Raw genomic sequence first — 14,270 nt, 5'->3', positions numbered from 1 at the left:
GGTGTTCGAAGGGTTCAGCCCGATCTACGCCGTCTACGCAGCGGCGGCGCTGACCGGCATCATGATCGCCGAAGGGTGCTACCTGCTCTATGCCGGCCGCAGCGACAAACGCACGGCGATCAACCGCCGCATGAAGCTCGCGGAAAACAAGATCAGCCAGGAGCAGGTGCTGATCCAGCTGCGCAAGGAGCGCGGCGTCGAAGGTGCGAGGTCGGTGTTTTCCCTCGACGCCTTTCGCGCTCTGCGCACGCAGTCCGGCATGATCATGCCGCTGCCCAGATTCCTCGCGATTTCGTCGGGGGTGGCATTGGCGCTGGCGCTTCTCGCCGTCTGGTACGGCCTGCCTTTGCTTTTCGGCCTGGTCCTGTTCCTGGTGCTTACGCCGCTCTTGCCAGTGATGGCGATGCGTTTTCTGCGCAAGCGCCGGCACAAGCGCTTCGGCGTGCAGTTGCCGGAAGCGCTGGAGCTGATCACGCGCGGCCTCAAGGCCGGCCACCCGGTGCCGGTGGCGATCTCGATGGTGGCGCGCGAGATGGCCGATCCGATCGGAACCGAGTTCGGCGTCGTCGCCGACGAGGTGACCTATGGTTCCGATCTGGTTTCGGCGCTCAACAACCTGTTCGACCGGGTGGGTCACGAAGACCTGCCGCTCTTCGTCACCGCCGTGTCGATCCAGAGCAGCTCCGGCGGCAATCTGCGCGAGATCCTGGACGGGCTGTCGGCGACGATCCGCGAGCGCGGCAAGCTGCGCCGCAAGGTGCGCGCCATTTCGACCGAAGGTCGCATATCGGCCTATATCCTGACCGCGGTGCCGGTGCTTTTGTTCACCGCCATCATGGTGCTCATGCCGCAGTTCTACCGGGACGTCTGGGGCATACCAAAGACCTGGTACATGTTGGGCGGCTCGGTCATCTGGCTGCTGCTCGGCAACGCCATCATGTTCAAGATGTCGAATTTCAGGTTCTGAGATGGAGGACATCGTCCGCTTCCTCGCCTCGCTCGCGCCGACATCGCCGATGCCGGTGGCAATCCTGCTGCTGGTCTTGGGCGGCGGCGCGGTGGCCTGGCCGCTGGTCGTGGCCAAGGGCGATCGCAACGAGGTCAAACGCCGGCTGAAAGTCGAGGTCAGCCAGCCGGTCGAGCAGGCGGAACCGGCGCCCAGGAAAAACGCAAACGCCGTGCGCGAGAAGGCAGTGAAGCGGGCGCAGGAATTCTATGCCAAGAGCGATCCTGAGAACGTCGCGCGGCTGCGCATGAAGCTCATCCAGGCCGGCTACATGGAGCCGCGCGCCGTCGGCATGTTCTTCCTGATCCGTTTTGCCGCGCTTGTGGGCGCAGCGCTTGGCGCGTTCCTGGTCAACCATTGGGCGGCCAGCGCCGAGTCGACCATGACCAGCCGCTGGACCTTCGTCATCCTGTCGGGAGCCGCCGGCTATTTCCTGCCGGGCCTGGTGCTGACACAGAAGGTGCGGGAAAAGATGCGCGAATACCGCAACGGCTTTCCCGACTTCATGGACCTGATGATCGTCTGCTCCGACGCCGGCATGAGCATGGAAGCCGGCATCGAGCGCGTCTCGAAGGAGCTCGCCAGGACCTATCCGTCGCTCAGCCAGAACCTGCAGCTGGTGTCGCTGGAGCTCAGGGCCGGCCGCAGCCTCGACGATGCGCTGAAGGCGCTTGCCGACCGCCTCAGCCTCGACGAGGTACGCTCATTCGCCACCCTCCTGCAGCAGTCCAAGGAGCTCGGCACCAGCCTGTCGGGCGCGCTGCGTGTGTTTTCCGATGAAATGCGCCACAAACGCATGTCGCTCGCCGAGGAGAAGGCGCACGCCTTGCCGGCCAAGATGTCGGTGCCGGTGACGGTCTGCATCCTGCCGGTGGTGCTGATGGTCGCGATTATTCCCATCGTCGTGAAGCTGACTGCTCACTGAAGCATGTCTATATTCAGGAGATACCGGCCTGACCCGAATCTCAACATGCATCAAGCCTGGAGACGTGCTGGTTAACGCATCCTTTGCGGGCAACCGAAATTTAGCTGCATTTCGGCACCGAAGCTTAATCGCTGTGCTTTATGGTCCTTGCTGAAGAACGACCCGGCAAATCGGGCGATGGGGCAGGGGCATGCGTCACGGACTTCCCACGGCAGCGGCGGCGTTGGCAGCCGTCTTGATGATCACCGGCTGCACGACGAACAACAACGTCGACACAACCAAGACCACCGCGATCCAGCCGAAGGCCAAGGACGTCAGCGCCGCCGACCTGGCGGAGGGCAAGGCGCAGTTCCGCGAGGCGAATTTCGGCCTTGCCGAGCAGCATTTCCGCAAGGCGGTGGAGCTCAAGGCCGACAATGCGGAAGCCTGGATGGGACTGGCCGCCTCCTATGACGAGCTCGGCCGCTTCGACTTCGCCGACCGCGCCTATGACCAGTTGCTTAGGGTCGCCGGGCGCAAGCCGCAGATCGTCAATAACATGGGCTATTCGCAGCTGTTGCGCGGCAATAAGAGGAAGGCAAGGGCGCTGCTGCTCGAAGCCAAGGCCGGCCTGGCCGACCAGACCGTGGTCAATGCCAATCTCGCGCTGCTCGACAAGAGTTGATCCAGTTTCCAGGTGACCGATGCCGCTGGAAATTTTGCCTGGCAAGTCGACGTTTTGTAAACCCTGTATTGAAGTCAAGTCGATCGACCGGTCGAAAACGTTTTTCGGCGGGCGTTAACGATTTACAATATACGGTAGCGGCGACTCCCTGAGAGGCAGTTCTTTACCGATGTTGGATTTCAGCTCGCTCCTGCTTGCGGCGGCGCTGTCTGGCGCATGCCTCAGCGTCACCATGTTTGCGATCTGGTTCACCGCGCCGCGGGCGCGTTTCGTCCTGATGGTTGCCTGCGGCATTCTCGTGCTGGTTGCCCATGTCGTCCTGTTCTGGCGCTACACCAAGGATGCCGACCCCTGGCTCTGCCAGATCGTGCTTGCGCTGCTCAGCCTCGGCTTTCTGGTCATCTGCCTGTCGGCCATGCAGTATCTCGGTTTCCGCCACTATCGCCGCGCCATTCTGCCGACGTTTGCGGCCATGGCTGCGTGCGCTGCCGTCACCTATCTCGGTTTCGATGGTATCGGCTTCCAGATCACTTACGCGGCTGTGACGGCGCTGCTCGCTGCAATCGGAACGATGTTTTGGATGAAGGGGGATCACGATCGCCGCATCCTGCTCGTCGTCTCGTTCCTCAGCGGCGCCTGTGGCGTGTCCTTCGCGCTGTGCGGCCTGGAGCTGCTCGTCCACGGGCAATGGGTCCTCGGCGCCGCGCCCGACAACTGGGCGGAGCGGTTGAATTCCGTCGTCGCGGTCGCCTGCATGACCGGCCTCGGGGCACTCACGCTTTCGCTGCACCATCTGCAGGCGCAGATCGAGCTCAAGGCCGAGACGATGACCGATCCGTTGACCGGCCTGATGAACCGCAGGGCGCTCAACCAGCTTTACGGCGATCGCAGCTTCGGTCCGTTCATGGCGGTGGCGATGTTCGACCTCGACCACTTCAAGACGACCAACGACGTCTTCGGCCATCCGGTAGGCGACCGGGTCCTTTGCCGTTTCGCGGCGGTGATCAAGAAATACAGCAGGTCCGGCATAGACGCTTTCCGGCTGGGCGGCGAGGAATTCGCGATCGTGATCTCGCGCATGACGCCGGAAAAGGCGCATGACATGGCAAGCAGGATCGGTGTCGCTTTCGGCACCGAAATCGTTCCGACCCATCGCGGCCCGCTGCGCAGCAGCGTCAGCGGCGGCGTGGGTTTCGGCGCGGCCGAGGGGCGGAGCCTGGACGAGGTTCTGGCCGAGGCCGACGCCGCGCTCTACGAGGCCAAGCGCGCAGGGCGCAACCGCGTCATCGCCCAGCGCAAGGAGGGCCAGCCCGATGCGGGGCCGGCCCTGAAAACCGCCTGAACGACACGTTGGAGCAGTTCATCGTTTCGCGGAAACGCCGAACTGCTCCAACTATTTGTTTTCACGCAATTCCGGACGGAAAACCGTTCCTGGAATTGCGCTAGCTGCTATTCGGCGGCGCCGAGATATTCCGTCAGCGGCGGGCAGGAGCAGACAAGGTTGCGGTCGCCCGCGACATTGTCGATGCGAGATACCGGCGGCCAGTATTTTGCCGACAGATCGGCGTCGCCCGCCGGATAGGCTGCCTCCAGCCGCGAGTAGGGATGCTTCCACTCGCCGGCGAGCGCCTCGGCGGCGGTGTGCGGGGCATTGACCAGCGGATTGTCGTTGAGCGGCCACTCGCCCTTCGCCACCTTCGCCGCCTCGCCGGCGATCGCAACCATCGCCTCGCAGAAGCGATCGAGCTCGCGCTTGGGTTCGGACTCTGTCGGCTCGACCATCAGCGTGCCGGCAACCGGGAACGACATGGTCGGCGCATGGAAGCCGTAGTCGATCAGGCGCTTGGCGATATCGTCGACGCTTATGCCGGCGCTTTCCTTCAGCACGCGGGTGTCCAGAATGCACTCATGGGCGATGCGATCGTGCCTGCCCTTGTAGAGCAGCGGAAAGTGCGGCGCGAGCCGGGTCGCGATGTAGTTGGCGGAGACGATCGCCGTCTCCGTCGCCTGCTTCAGGCCCGAAGCGCCCATCATGCGGACGTACATCCAGGTGATCGGCAGGATCGAGGCGCTGCCGAAGGGCGCCGCCGCCACGGCATGGGTCGTGCCTTCGGTCACGTGGCCCGGCAGATAAGGCTTGAGATGCGCCTTGACGCCGATCGGACCGACACCCGGCCCGCCGCCGCCATGCGGAATGCAGAAGGTCTTGTGCAGGTTCATGTGGCAGACATCGGCGCCGATATCGCCCGGACGGGCGAGGCCGACCAGCGCGTTGAGGTTGGCGCCGTCGAAATAGACCTGGCCGCCATGCTCGTGGACGATGGCGCAAAGGTCGCGCGCGCCTTCCTCGTAGACGCCGTGCGTCGACGGGTAGGTGAACATCAGCGCCGCAAGGTCCTTCGAATGCTCGTCCGCCTTGGCCTTGAGGTCCTCCATGTCGATGTTGCCTTCCTCGGTGCAGCGCACCACCACCACGCTCATGCCGGCCATGGCCGCGCTTGCCGGATTGGTGCCGTGCGCTGAGGATGGGATCAGGCAGACGGTGCGATGGCCTTCGCCGCGTGCGCGGTGGTAAGCGCGGATGGCGAGCAGGCCCGCATATTCGCCCTGGCTGCCGGCATTTGGCTGCAGGGTCACGGCATCGAAACCGGTGATCTCCGACAGCCAGGCTTCCAGGTCGCCGATCATGGCGCGATAGCCGGCCGAATGGCCGGCCGGCGCGAAGGGATGCAGATCGGCGACATTCGGCCAGCTGACCGGCATCATCTCAGCGGCGGCATTGAGCTTCATGGTGCAGGAGCCGAGCGGGATCATCGCACGGTCGAGCGCAAGGTCCTTGTCGGCCAGCCGGCGCAGGAAGCGCATCATCTCGGTCTCGGAGCGATTCTCGTGGAAGACCGGCTGAGTGAGGAACTCCTTGCCGCGCGGATTGCCCGGCATGGAGCTGCCTTCCGCCGCGGCCGGCTTGGCCCCGAAGAGAGCCGCGATGGCCTCGAGGTCCGCTTCCGTCGAGGTCTCGTCGAAGGCGATGCTGATCTTGTCGGCATCGATGACACGCAGCAGCCGGCCGGTCTTTTCGGCGGCTGCGGCGATGGCGCTCGCCTTGCCCTTCACTTCGGCCGTCACCGTGTCGAAGCGGTGCGCGCCAAGGACAGCGATGCCCGCCGCCTTGAGGCCTGCCGCAAGACGGCCGGCAAGCCCATGGATGCGCTCGGCGATCGCCTGCAGTCCGGCGGGGCCGTGCCAGATCGCGTAGGCCGTCGCCATGTTGGCAAGCAGCGCCTGCGCCGTGCAGATGTTGGAGGTCGCTTTGTCGCGGCGGATGTGCTGTTCGCGCGTCTGCAGCGCCAGCCGGTAGCCCGGGCGGCCCTTGGTGTCGGTCGACTGGCCGACGAGGCGGCCGGGCATCAGACGGGTCAGCTTATCGGAGACGGCGCAATAGGCGGCATGCGGGCCACCAAAGCCCATCGGCACGCCGAAGCGCTGCATCGAACCGACGGCGATGTCGGCGCCGAGCTTCGCCGGAGCATCGGTCAGCGCGAGCGCAAGCGGGTCGGCGATGAACACGACCAGCGCGCCGGCGGCGCGAGCCTTCTGGATAGCCGCCTTGTGGTCGCCATAGACGCCGAAGGTGTCCGGCCAGGAGACGAGCAGTGCGGCGGTGTTGTCGTCGATGGTCTCGCCGTCGACATCGGTGCCGAGCGGCTCGGCGCGGGTGCGCACGACGTCCAGCGTCTGCGGATGCGGCGTGCCGGCGAGCGCCACCTTGGTGCGCTTGTCGCGATGGTGGCGCAGCGCAATCCCCACGGCTTCGGCGACCGCGGTCGCCTCATCGAGAAGCGAGGCCGACGCCACAGGCAGGCCGGTCAGTTCGGTGACCAGGGTCTGGAAATTGAACAGCATTTCCAGCCGGCCCTGGCTGATCTCTGCCTGATAGGGGGTGTAGGCCGTATACCAGGCCGGGTTCTCGAACATGTTGCGCTGGATGACAGGCGGCACGTGGACGCCGTGATAGCCGGCGCCGACGAAGCTCTTCAGCACCGTGTTGCCGGCCATCTTGGCCGACAGTTCCGCAAGCGCCTCCGCTTCGCTCGCCGGCGCCGGCAGGTTGAGCGGCCCGTCCAGCCGGATCGACTTCGGCACGGCCTGACTGATCAGCGTCTCGACGGACGGGACGCCGATGGTTGCCAGCATTGCTCTGACATCGTTGAGGCCCGGGCCGATGTGGCGGGTCGAGAAGGGGATGGGTGCTGCGGTCATTTTCCTGGTCCTGGCATCAGCCGATATGGGCTTTGTATGCGGCCTCATCCATGAGGCTGGCGAGCTGGCTTTCGTTGGAAAGCTTCATCTTCCAGAGCCAGCCGTCGCCGGTCGCCGCCGAATTGACCAGCGAAGGGTCGGACGACAGTGAGGTGTTTGCTTCGATGATCTCGCCGTCGACCGGCGCGTAGACGTCGGACGCCGCCTTGACGGACTCCACGACCACGGCAGTGTCGCCCTTGGCGAGCTTGCGGCCGATTTCCGGCAGTTCGACGAAGACGAGATCGCCGAGCTGCTCCTGCGCGTAGTCGGTGATACCGACAGTGGCAACGCCGCCTTCGACGCGCAGCCATTCATGGTCTTCAGTGAAATAGGTATTTGCCATCGGGAAATCATCCTTTGCGGTAGCGATGTGGCGTGAAGGGCAGCGATGTGACGTCGACCGGGATTTTCGTCCCGCGGACATCGGCGAAGAGTCTGGTGCCGGGCTTGGCCAGCACGGTGTTGACATAGCCCATGGCGACCGGGTGCCCCGTCGACGGGCCGAAGCCGCCCGAGGTGACGTGGCCGGCCGGATTGCCGTCAGCGTCGGCCAGCGCTGCGCCGGCGCGCACCGGCTGGCGGCCATCCGGCTTCAGCCCAACGCGCCTCTGCGACGGTCCGCGCTCGAGGATCGAGCGCAGCGCGTCGGCGCCGATGAAGCCGCCGGAGGCGCGGACCTCCCTGGGGACGGCCCACATCAGCCCGGCGCTTGCCGGATCGATCTCAGGGGTAAGGTCCTGGCCATGAAGGCAAAGTCCGGCCTCGAGCCTGAGACTGTCGCGTGCAGCGAGTCCGATCCACTGAACGCGCTCGTCCTGCAGCAGCTTCGCGACGAAATCGCGGGCATCCGCCTCCGGAAGGCCGATCTCAAAACCGTCCTCGCCCGTGTAGCCGGAGCGGCTCATGAACCAGTTTGGCCGGGGCTCGATGCCATGCATGAACAGCAGAGAGCCGGTCTCGATTCCAGCGCGCGAAAGGGCTGCCCAGGCGTCCGGGCCCTGGATGGCCAGGAAGACGCGGTCGAGCGGTTCGACCTTGGCATCGAAATCGGCGGCCAGCGCGCGGAGATGCTTTTCGTCTTCGACCGCATTGCCGGCATTGGCCACCACCATGAAGCGATTGTCGCCCAGCCGGGTGACGATCAGGTCGTCGATGATGCCGGCCGCCTCATTGAGGATGAAAGTGTATTTGGACTGGGAGATTTCCAGCGTACCGGCATCGAGCGGGCAGGCGCGGTCGAGAAGGGCGGCGGCGCCCGGGCCGCCGACCTCGAACAGCTTCATATGCGAGATGTCGAACAGGCCGGCATGCTCGCGCGTGTGGAGGTGCTCCTTCATCACGCCCGCCGGATAGGTCAGCGGCATCGACCAGCCGGCGAAGGCGCCAAAGCGCGCGCCCGCGGCGTTATGCAAATCCTCGAGGGGTAGGTGTTTGGTGGCTTCGCCCGTCATGTCTTCTCCAGAGTCGCACGCAATCGACCGCCATTGGCGGTCCAGTCCGTGCCCCTCTGTCTGAAGCCTGAGAGACTTGCGCCCCGGAACTCTGTCGGCAGCGCTTACACCTTCGGCGCGGGACGAATCCCGACTTTCCAGAGTTGTCTTTCCCGTCCACGGTTCTTTTGCCTGAGAGATTTCGGGCGATTTCCCCTTCGGCGGCAGCTCTCGCTGCTCTCTCCCGCAAACAGGTGGGACTCAGTCGCCTGAATCCCCGACGCGCCATCCATAGCCCGTCGGCGACACCTTGTCACCTCCCAGCGACATCTAAGGTGTATCGATATTCAGGTTATGCCGGACACACCTTAGAGCACGCCGCGCTGAAACGACTTCAAGCGCCGCGACCTGCGTTGGCCGACAAGTCTTCGCTAACCAAGCCATTTGCCGGTTTCTCAAGACACTTTTGATATGCCTGTCGAAAGGGCGCACAGAGTCCGCCGGCAACAGGTGAAGGGCAGGGACGGCAATGGGCGAATTGATCATGAGCGCTGCGGTGGCGGGGCTGACCTCCAAAAACAAGATCACGGCCGAGGACGTGCCGATGCTGCGGCGCGAAGTGTTCGCCGACGGCGTGGTGAGCCGCGACGAGGCGGAGGCGCTGTTCGCGCTCGACCAGACGGCACGGGACAAGTGTGCGGAATGGGCGCCGTTCTTCGTCGAGGCTGTGACCGACTACATCGTGCACCAGGAAAAGCCGGAAGGCTATATCTCCGAGGAGAACGCGACCTGGCTGGTGCGCATCATCTCGCGCGACGGCATGGTCGACAGCCGCACCGAGCTCGAGCTTCTGGTGCATGTGCTGGAAGAGGCGAAATCGTCGCCGGCCCAATTGTCGGCCTATGCGCTGGAGCAGGTCGCCAACGCGGTGATCGACGGCAAAGGGCCGCTGATGCTCGGCGGCAGCCTTGTGCCCGGGCTGATTGCGAAGGCCGAGGTCGAGCTTCTGCGCCGCATCCTTTACGCCTATGGCGGCGACGGCAACATCGCCATCACCAAGGCCGAAGCCGAGGTCCTGTTCAGGATCAACGACCGGACCGCGGCCGCCAGCAACGATCCGTCCTGGAACGACCTCTTCGTCAAGGCGATCGCCAATTACGTCATGTGCTCGGCCGGCTATGAGCCGCCGACGCGCGAGGTGGCGCTGCGCCACGAAGCCTTCCTGGAGCATGCAGAGCCGGAGATCGGCGGCTTCTTCAGCCGCATGGTGTCGGGTGGACTTGCCGGTATCCTGGGAGCCTACCAGCCGCCCGGCGACATCGAGGCCGAGTGGGAAGCCAAGAACCGGGCGGCCGAGGCGCTCGCCCGCCGTGCCGAAACGATTGACGCGGGCGAGGCCAGATGGCTGGCCGAGCGCGTCGGCGACGGCCGGCGCCCGCTGCGCGACAACGAGCGCGCGCTGCTGACGCTGATCAAGCATGCGTCACCCGAAATCCATCCGGCGCTCAAGCCGTTGATCGACAAGGTGGCCTAACCTTCCGCGGCGATCGTCTTGCAGAGGACGACGTTGGAATGGCCCTCGGGCCATCCCGCCAATTCGACCATGCGCTCGAAGCCAGCCCTTGCGTAAAGGCCCGGCGCCTGGAAATCGTGTGTCGAAACCCAAATTCGCCCAGCGCCTCGAGCGGCGGCCTCGGCGACGAAGGCATCGAGCATGTCTCTTCCGTAGCCCCGGCCTCGATGGGATTCGTCGACCCACATCAACTTGAGCTCGGCGATCCCCGCCCAGGAATAGCCGGCGGCGATGCCGATCGCGCGCCCGGTCTCGTCCCGCAGCGCAAAGACGAGGCTCCGGTCGTCATCGCGGCCTGTCAGCCGCCGGTTGTCGCTGTTGAGACGTTCCTCGATGGCGTTGAGCTCGGCCGGCGAAAGATCGTGCTCGGCCTGCAAGCGAGGGGCCATCAGATGCCGCCGTACCAGTCGTAGCCGTTGTCCTCCCAATAGCCGCCGCGGCCGCCGCCTATTTTGGTGAAGCCATCGACCAGCTCGATCTTGTAGAGGTATTTCGGCATCTTGTAGCCGAGCTGACGCTCGACGCGCACGCGCAGCGGCGCGCCGTTCTCCACCGGCAGCGGCTTGCCGTTCACGCCATAAGCAAGGATCGTCTGCGGGTGGCGGGCATCGATCAGATCGATGCTGCCGTAGTATTTGATGTCGCCTGACAGGCTTTGCTCGATCGTGTCCAGGCAATGGAACATGACGTAGCGCGCCTCAGGCTTCACCACGGCCTGGTCGAGCACCAGCGACAGCGGCGTTCCGGTCCATTTGGCGATGCAACTCCAGCCTTCGACACAGTCGTGGCGCGTGATCTGGGTGCGGCTCGGCATGTTCTGCAATTGCTCGCGGGTAAGCGACAGCGGTTTTTCGACGAGACCGGTCACCTCCAGCCGCCAATCGGCGAAATTGTTGGCGAGAAGGCCCTTGTAGGTGTCGTCGTCGGGCGCGGTTACGCCGTTCGGCCGCTGCGGCTGGCGGATGTCGGCCTCGGTGAATTCCGGTGCCAGCGCGCCACGTCCGGCAAGCAGGCGCTGCGCGCGCCAGGTCAGGCCGTTGGCGTTTTCAAGGAAGCTGCGCAAGCCGCTGCCGACGCCCAAACCGCTGTCGAAGGCATCGCAGCCCGACAGCATGATGCCTGACAAGCCGAGGCTGGCCGAGGTGAGGAACTTCCGACGGCTGATCTGGAACTTGGGGCTGATCTGGAATTTTGACATGTCAGACGCTCCCTTCGGCCGGCTCAACGTGCTTTGCGGGCGGGTCGGTGCGGTACCAGCCGGTGATGATCGAGCGCAACTCGTTGATGGGGCCGGCTGCGAGGATCATCAGCATGTGGATGATGAAGAAGAGGACGAGCAGCACCATGACGGTGAAGTGAATGGTGCGCGCCGTCTGCCTGCCGCCCAGAATTTCATTGAGCCAGGGCAGCACCGAGTCCATGCTGGGCGACATGGCAAGCCCGGTGACGATCATCAGCGGCAGGAGAACGAACAGCACGCCGCCATAGGCCATCTTCTGCAGTGTGTTGTAGTCGCGCGTGTGGTGGAACCTCAGCTTCGCATGGTCGATGATATCGCGCGGCAGCTTGCGCAGGTCATCCAGGCGCGGGGCAAGGTCGCGGCGGATATGGCCGTTGATCAAGCCTGCGACCAGCCAGATCAGCAAGGTGGCGGAGAGCACCCAGGCGAAGAAGAAATGCACTACGCGCGCGGTGCCCAGGTCGTAGTAGGACGGGATCGTCGCCCAGGCCGGGAAGGCGCGCGGCGTCTCCTGGCCCGGAGGGCCGGACCAGCCGAGCACGCCGGTGGTGTCGAAGCGATGCCCGAAGATCTCGGTGTAGCCGCGTGGCCCGTTGTCAGTGTTCTCGGCACCGATCTGGAGGATCGTGTTGTTGAACTGGAAGCCGGACTGCTTGCCGATATAGAGCTGCGGACGCGCGTTGAAGATCTGCAGGCCGGAAAGCAGCATGAAGAACAGCGAGAAGGCCCACAGCCAATGGGTCAGCCGCGTCCAGCGCGACTGCCGGTAGATGAGGGTGGTGTCCTTCGCGTCCGCCTCGGCGGCGGGTTGGCTGGTGCCGACAGAGTCCATTTTCATCCTCCGGCCGCATCATGCGATGCGGCCTCCTCAGGTCATTGTCTTTCCCCCAATACGTCGCGGCGCAAGGCAATGTTTCATACGATCACGGATTTATTACGGAGCGCCTAGGCTGACCGCGAGATTGACCGCCGCGGCGACGATCACCGTGTTGAAGAAGAAAGCCAGGATCGAATGAACAAGCACGACAAGGCGCATGCGCGAGGTCGTGACGGCGGTGTCAGCCGTCTGCGCGGTCATGCCGATGACCGTGGCGAAGTAGAGGAAATCCCAGCCTTCCGGATGTTTGTCGCTCGGGAAATCGAGGCCGCCGACCGGTATCTTCTTGTTGGTTTTCTCGTCGATCTCAACGCCGTCCATCCAATAGACATGGGCGTAATGTAGCGCCGCCATGGCGTGGATGGTGAACCAGCCAAGCGGGATCGACAGCATCGCGAAGCCGAGTTCCAGCGGATGCGCGCTTTCCTTCTGGTTGATCAGTTGGAAGAGCGAAACGATGGCGATGCCGACGACGAAGAGGGTGACGGCAAAGATCAGGAATACGGGAAGGTCGGTGGCGCGGGCGTTCTTGCTGAGGTAGCGGCCGGTGAGCCTCGGCATCAGCTTGAGAACCAGGATGATGTAGGTGGCGAAGAACACATTGGCGCCGATCGAATAGGGGAGCGGCGCACGCAGGAGCAGTGCAAGCAGCAGCGCGACGATGCCAAAGGCTGCGGACAACACGAACTGCATGTGCCGATGCATCGACGTGTTGGCGGATGTGTCGTCGCCCATGGCCCGGCCCTTCGAAGGCGTTCGGATCAGCCCGGTGTGACGGATTTGAGCGCCCGCCGCAAGATGCGGTCGAGCTCGCCGAGAAAGTTCGACCTGTCCTTCTGCGTGAAGGCGGCGTTGAAGCCGCGGCTTTCGCCGGTCTCGCGCAGATGCTGCTTGAGGTCGCGCATCGCCACCGCCATGCCGATGGTCTCGGGCGTGAAAGGGCGGCCGGTCGGTCCCAGAACATGCGCGCCGAGCGCCACAGTGCGCGCGGCAAGCGGAATGTCAGCCGTCACCACGATGTCGTTCGCCCTGGCGTTCTCGACGATCCAGTCGTCCGCGGCATCCGCACCTTTGGAGACGACGACGTTGCGGATCATCGGATCGCGCGACGGGCGCAGGCCGCCATTGGAGACATAGGTGACGACGACGCCATGGCGCTCCGCCACCTTCTCGACCTCGGCCTTAACCGGGCAGGCATCGGCATCGACATAGATGATGGGCGCAGGCAATCGTCTCTCCAAATGTGCAAAGGGGCCGGCGAAGGCCGGCCCCTTGCCTGAAATTTCGGGAATTGTCAGGCCGGCAAAGCGCCGGATTTCTTGGCCGTCCAGGTGGCGATGTAGTCCATCAGGCCGGGGCTGAGGCAGTCATAGGGCTCGAGCCCGATCGACTTCAGCTGGGCGCGGATGCCGTCCATGCGGCTCGGGTCGACGCCGGATTCGATGATCGAGGAGACGAAGGCGGCGAAGCCCGGCGGCGACCAGCCATCCTCCTCGAAGCGCTCGGGATGGATGAAGGACAGGCCCTTGAAGGCATGGTCGCGCTCGACCGGGCCGTACATGTGGACGCCGCAGCCGGTGCAGGCATGGCGCTGGATGAGGGCCGAGGGGTCCACCACCTTCAGCTTGTCGCCGTTCTCGGCGACGGTGACATCGCCGGTGGCGGCGACGGCAACCACCGAGAAGAGGGCGCCTTCCGGCTTCCAGCATTTGGTGCAGCCGCAGGCGTGGTTGTGGGCGATCTGGCCCTTGACCTTCACCTTGACCGGATTGCTGGTGCAGGCGCAGACCAGCGTGCCGCCGGTGAAGGAAGCACTTTCCTTGGGCAGCCCGTTGTCGATCTTCGGATGCAGTTTTTCGGCCATTTCCTTCCTCCCATGTTGAACCACAACGGTCGCGGGCAGGATCGCCCGCGGCCCCCTTGGCATTGCTTCAGTAAATCACGACGCTCCTGATCGACTTGCCCTCATGCATGAGGTCGAAGCCCTTGTTGATGTCGTCCAGCGTCAGCGTATGGGTGATCATCGGGTCGATCTGGATCTTCTTTTCCATGTACCAGTCGACGATCCTCGGCACGTCGGTGCGGCCGCGCGCGCCGCCGAAGGCGGTGCCCATCCAGGTGCGGCCGGTGACCAGCTGGAATGGCCTGGTCGCAATCTCCTGGCCGGCGCCGGCGACGCCGATGATGACCGACTTGCCCCAGCCGCGATGCGAGGCTTCCAGCGCCTGGCGCATCACCTTGGTGTTGCCGGTG

At 64.4% G+C, this 14,270-nt stretch carries 14 protein-coding genes, 1 pseudogene and 1 riboswitch; of the genes and pseudogenes, 5 read left to right on the top strand and 10 right to left on the bottom strand.

The genetic code is table 11. From position 1 onward, the window contains the following. Position 1: 1 nt before the first annotated feature. The 4 genes from RFN28_RS27730 to RFN28_RS27715 all read left to right on the top strand — a co-directional run bounded on the left by RFN28_RS27730 (position 2) and on the right by RFN28_RS27715 (position 3,937). Positions 2–967 carry a type II secretion system F family protein gene (locus tag RFN28_RS27730; protein WP_320290322.1) on the top strand — a complete coding sequence of 322 codons (966 nt, stop codon included), beginning with the start codon at positions 2–4 and terminating at the stop codon, positions 965–967. Position 968: 1 nt separating this feature from the next. Then, a complete protein-coding gene (locus tag RFN28_RS27725; protein WP_320290321.1) occupies positions 969–1,931 on the top strand; it encodes a type II secretion system F family protein in 963 nt (320 codons plus the stop codon). A gap of 190 nt (positions 1,932–2,121) precedes the next feature. Next, entirely contained in the window at positions 2,122–2,595 is a 474-nt protein-coding gene (locus RFN28_RS27720; protein ID WP_320290320.1) for a tetratricopeptide repeat protein, read from the top strand. Positions 2,596–2,764: 169 nt separating this feature from the next. Then, positions 2,765–3,937 carry a GGDEF domain-containing protein gene (locus tag RFN28_RS27715; protein WP_320290319.1) on the top strand — a complete coding sequence of 391 codons (1,173 nt, stop codon included), beginning with the start codon at positions 2,765–2,767 and terminating at the stop codon, positions 3,935–3,937. A gap of 107 nt (positions 3,938–4,044) precedes the next feature. Here RFN28_RS27715 and gcvP read toward each other — a convergent pair whose 3' ends face one another. Genes gcvP through gcvT form a run of 3 tightly spaced genes read right to left on the bottom strand, consistent with a single transcriptional unit; the run spans position 4,045 to position 8,348 of the window. Continuing rightward, positions 4,045–6,855 carry an aminomethyl-transferring glycine dehydrogenase gene (gcvP, locus tag RFN28_RS27710; RefSeq protein ID WP_320290318.1) on the bottom strand — a complete coding sequence of 937 codons (2,811 nt, stop codon included), beginning with the start codon at positions 6,853–6,855 and terminating at the stop codon, positions 4,045–4,047. Between the two features lie 16 nt (positions 6,856–6,871). Further along, the gene (gcvH, locus tag RFN28_RS27705) at positions 6,872–7,240 is read right to left on the bottom strand and encodes a glycine cleavage system protein GcvH (protein ID WP_126093472.1); all 369 of its coding nucleotides are present in this window, start codon (positions 7,238–7,240) and stop codon (positions 6,872–6,874) included. A gap of 7 nt (positions 7,241–7,247) precedes the next feature. Next, on the bottom strand, positions 7,248–8,348 hold the full coding sequence (gene gcvT / locus RFN28_RS27700; protein WP_320290317.1) for a glycine cleavage system aminomethyltransferase GcvT: 1,101 nt from the start codon (positions 8,346–8,348) through the stop codon (positions 7,248–7,250). Between the two features lie 149 nt (positions 8,349–8,497). Continuing rightward, positions 8,498–8,584, bottom strand: a riboswitch (glycine riboswitch). A 272-nt stretch (positions 8,585–8,856) separates the two neighbouring features. Between gcvT and RFN28_RS27695 the strand changes: the two genes are divergently transcribed. Then, positions 8,857–9,861 (top strand): hypothetical protein, encoded by a 1,005-nt coding sequence (locus RFN28_RS27695; protein WP_320290316.1) that lies wholly within the window; start codon positions 8,857–8,859, stop codon positions 9,859–9,861. Here the strand turns inward: RFN28_RS27695 and RFN28_RS27690 are convergent. The 7 genes and pseudogenes from RFN28_RS27690 to RFN28_RS27660 all read right to left on the bottom strand — a co-directional run. Next, a complete protein-coding gene (locus RFN28_RS27690) occupies positions 9,858–10,289 on the bottom strand; it encodes a GNAT family N-acetyltransferase (protein ID WP_320290315.1) in 432 nt (143 codons plus the stop codon). The two genes, RFN28_RS27695 and RFN28_RS27690, sit on opposite strands and share 4 nt — an antisense overlap. Further along, positions 10,289–11,098 carry a molybdopterin-binding protein gene (locus RFN28_RS27685; RefSeq protein ID WP_320290314.1) on the bottom strand — a complete coding sequence of 270 codons (810 nt, stop codon included), beginning with the start codon at positions 11,096–11,098 and terminating at the stop codon, positions 10,289–10,291. The genes RFN28_RS27690 and RFN28_RS27685 overlap by 1 nt, the downstream gene beginning before the upstream one ends. Before the next feature lies 1 nt (position 11,099). Continuing rightward, positions 11,100–11,972 carry a cytochrome b/b6 domain-containing protein gene (locus RFN28_RS27680; RefSeq protein ID WP_320290313.1) on the bottom strand — a complete coding sequence of 291 codons (873 nt, stop codon included), beginning with the start codon at positions 11,970–11,972 and terminating at the stop codon, positions 11,100–11,102. A 102-nt stretch (positions 11,973–12,074) separates the two neighbouring features. Further along, positions 12,075–12,752 (bottom strand): DUF1345 domain-containing protein, encoded by a 678-nt coding sequence (locus RFN28_RS27675; RefSeq protein ID WP_320290312.1) that lies wholly within the window; start codon positions 12,750–12,752, stop codon positions 12,075–12,077. Between the two features lie 26 nt (positions 12,753–12,778). After that, positions 12,779–13,246 carry a YaiI/YqxD family protein gene (locus RFN28_RS27670; protein ID WP_320290311.1) on the bottom strand — a complete coding sequence of 156 codons (468 nt, stop codon included), beginning with the start codon at positions 13,244–13,246 and terminating at the stop codon, positions 12,779–12,781. Positions 13,247–13,311: 65 nt separating this feature from the next. After that, entirely contained in the window at positions 13,312–13,881 is a 570-nt protein-coding gene (gene gfa / locus RFN28_RS27665; RefSeq protein WP_320290310.1) for an S-(hydroxymethyl)glutathione synthase, read from the bottom strand. Positions 13,882–13,948: 67 nt separating this feature from the next. Beyond that, positions 13,949–14,270 (bottom strand): annotated as a pseudogene (locus RFN28_RS27660) (S-(hydroxymethyl)glutathione dehydrogenase); the annotation flags it as partial.

Origin of the sequence: Mesorhizobium album (assembly GCF_033977205.1) — a bacterium.
GTDB classification, from domain to species: Bacteria; Pseudomonadota; Alphaproteobacteria; order Rhizobiales; family Rhizobiaceae; genus Mesorhizobium; species Mesorhizobium album.
This window is presented reverse-complemented; position numbering and strand designations above follow the sequence as displayed.

Excerpts from the sequence above, each read along its gene's own strand:
- RFN28_RS27725 (WP_320290321.1), top strand. The coding sequence starts at position 969 with ATGGAGGACATCGTCCGCTTCCTCGCCTCGCTCGCGCCGACATCGCCG.
- RFN28_RS27720 (WP_320290320.1), top strand. The coding sequence starts at position 2,122 with ATGCGTCACGGACTTCCCACGGCAGCGGCGGCGTTGGCAGCCGTCTTG.
- RFN28_RS27715 (WP_320290319.1), top strand. The coding sequence starts at position 2,765 with ATGTTGGATTTCAGCTCGCTCCTGCTTGCGGCGGCGCTGTCTGGCGCA.
- gcvP (WP_320290318.1), bottom strand. The coding sequence starts at position 6,855 with ATGACCGCAGCACCCATCCCCTTCTCGACCCGCCACATCGGCCCGGGC.
- gcvH (WP_126093472.1), bottom strand. The coding sequence starts at position 7,240 with ATGGCAAATACCTATTTCACTGAAGACCATGAATGGCTGCGCGTCGAA.
- gcvT (WP_320290317.1), bottom strand. The coding sequence starts at position 8,348 with ATGACGGGCGAAGCCACCAAACACCTACCCCTCGAGGATTTGCATAAC.
- RFN28_RS27695 (WP_320290316.1), top strand. The coding sequence starts at position 8,857 with ATGGGCGAATTGATCATGAGCGCTGCGGTGGCGGGGCTGACCTCCAAA.
- RFN28_RS27690 (WP_320290315.1), bottom strand. The coding sequence starts at position 10,289 with ATGGCCCCTCGCTTGCAGGCCGAGCACGATCTTTCGCCGGCCGAGCTC.
- RFN28_RS27685 (WP_320290314.1), bottom strand. The coding sequence starts at position 11,098 with ATGTCAAAATTCCAGATCAGCCCCAAGTTCCAGATCAGCCGTCGGAAG.
- RFN28_RS27680 (WP_320290313.1), bottom strand. The coding sequence starts at position 11,972 with ATGGACTCTGTCGGCACCAGCCAACCCGCCGCCGAGGCGGACGCGAAG.
- RFN28_RS27675 (WP_320290312.1), bottom strand. The coding sequence starts at position 12,752 with ATGGGCGACGACACATCCGCCAACACGTCGATGCATCGGCACATGCAG.
- gfa (WP_320290310.1), bottom strand. The coding sequence starts at position 13,881 with ATGGCCGAAAAACTGCATCCGAAGATCGACAACGGGCTGCCCAAGGAA.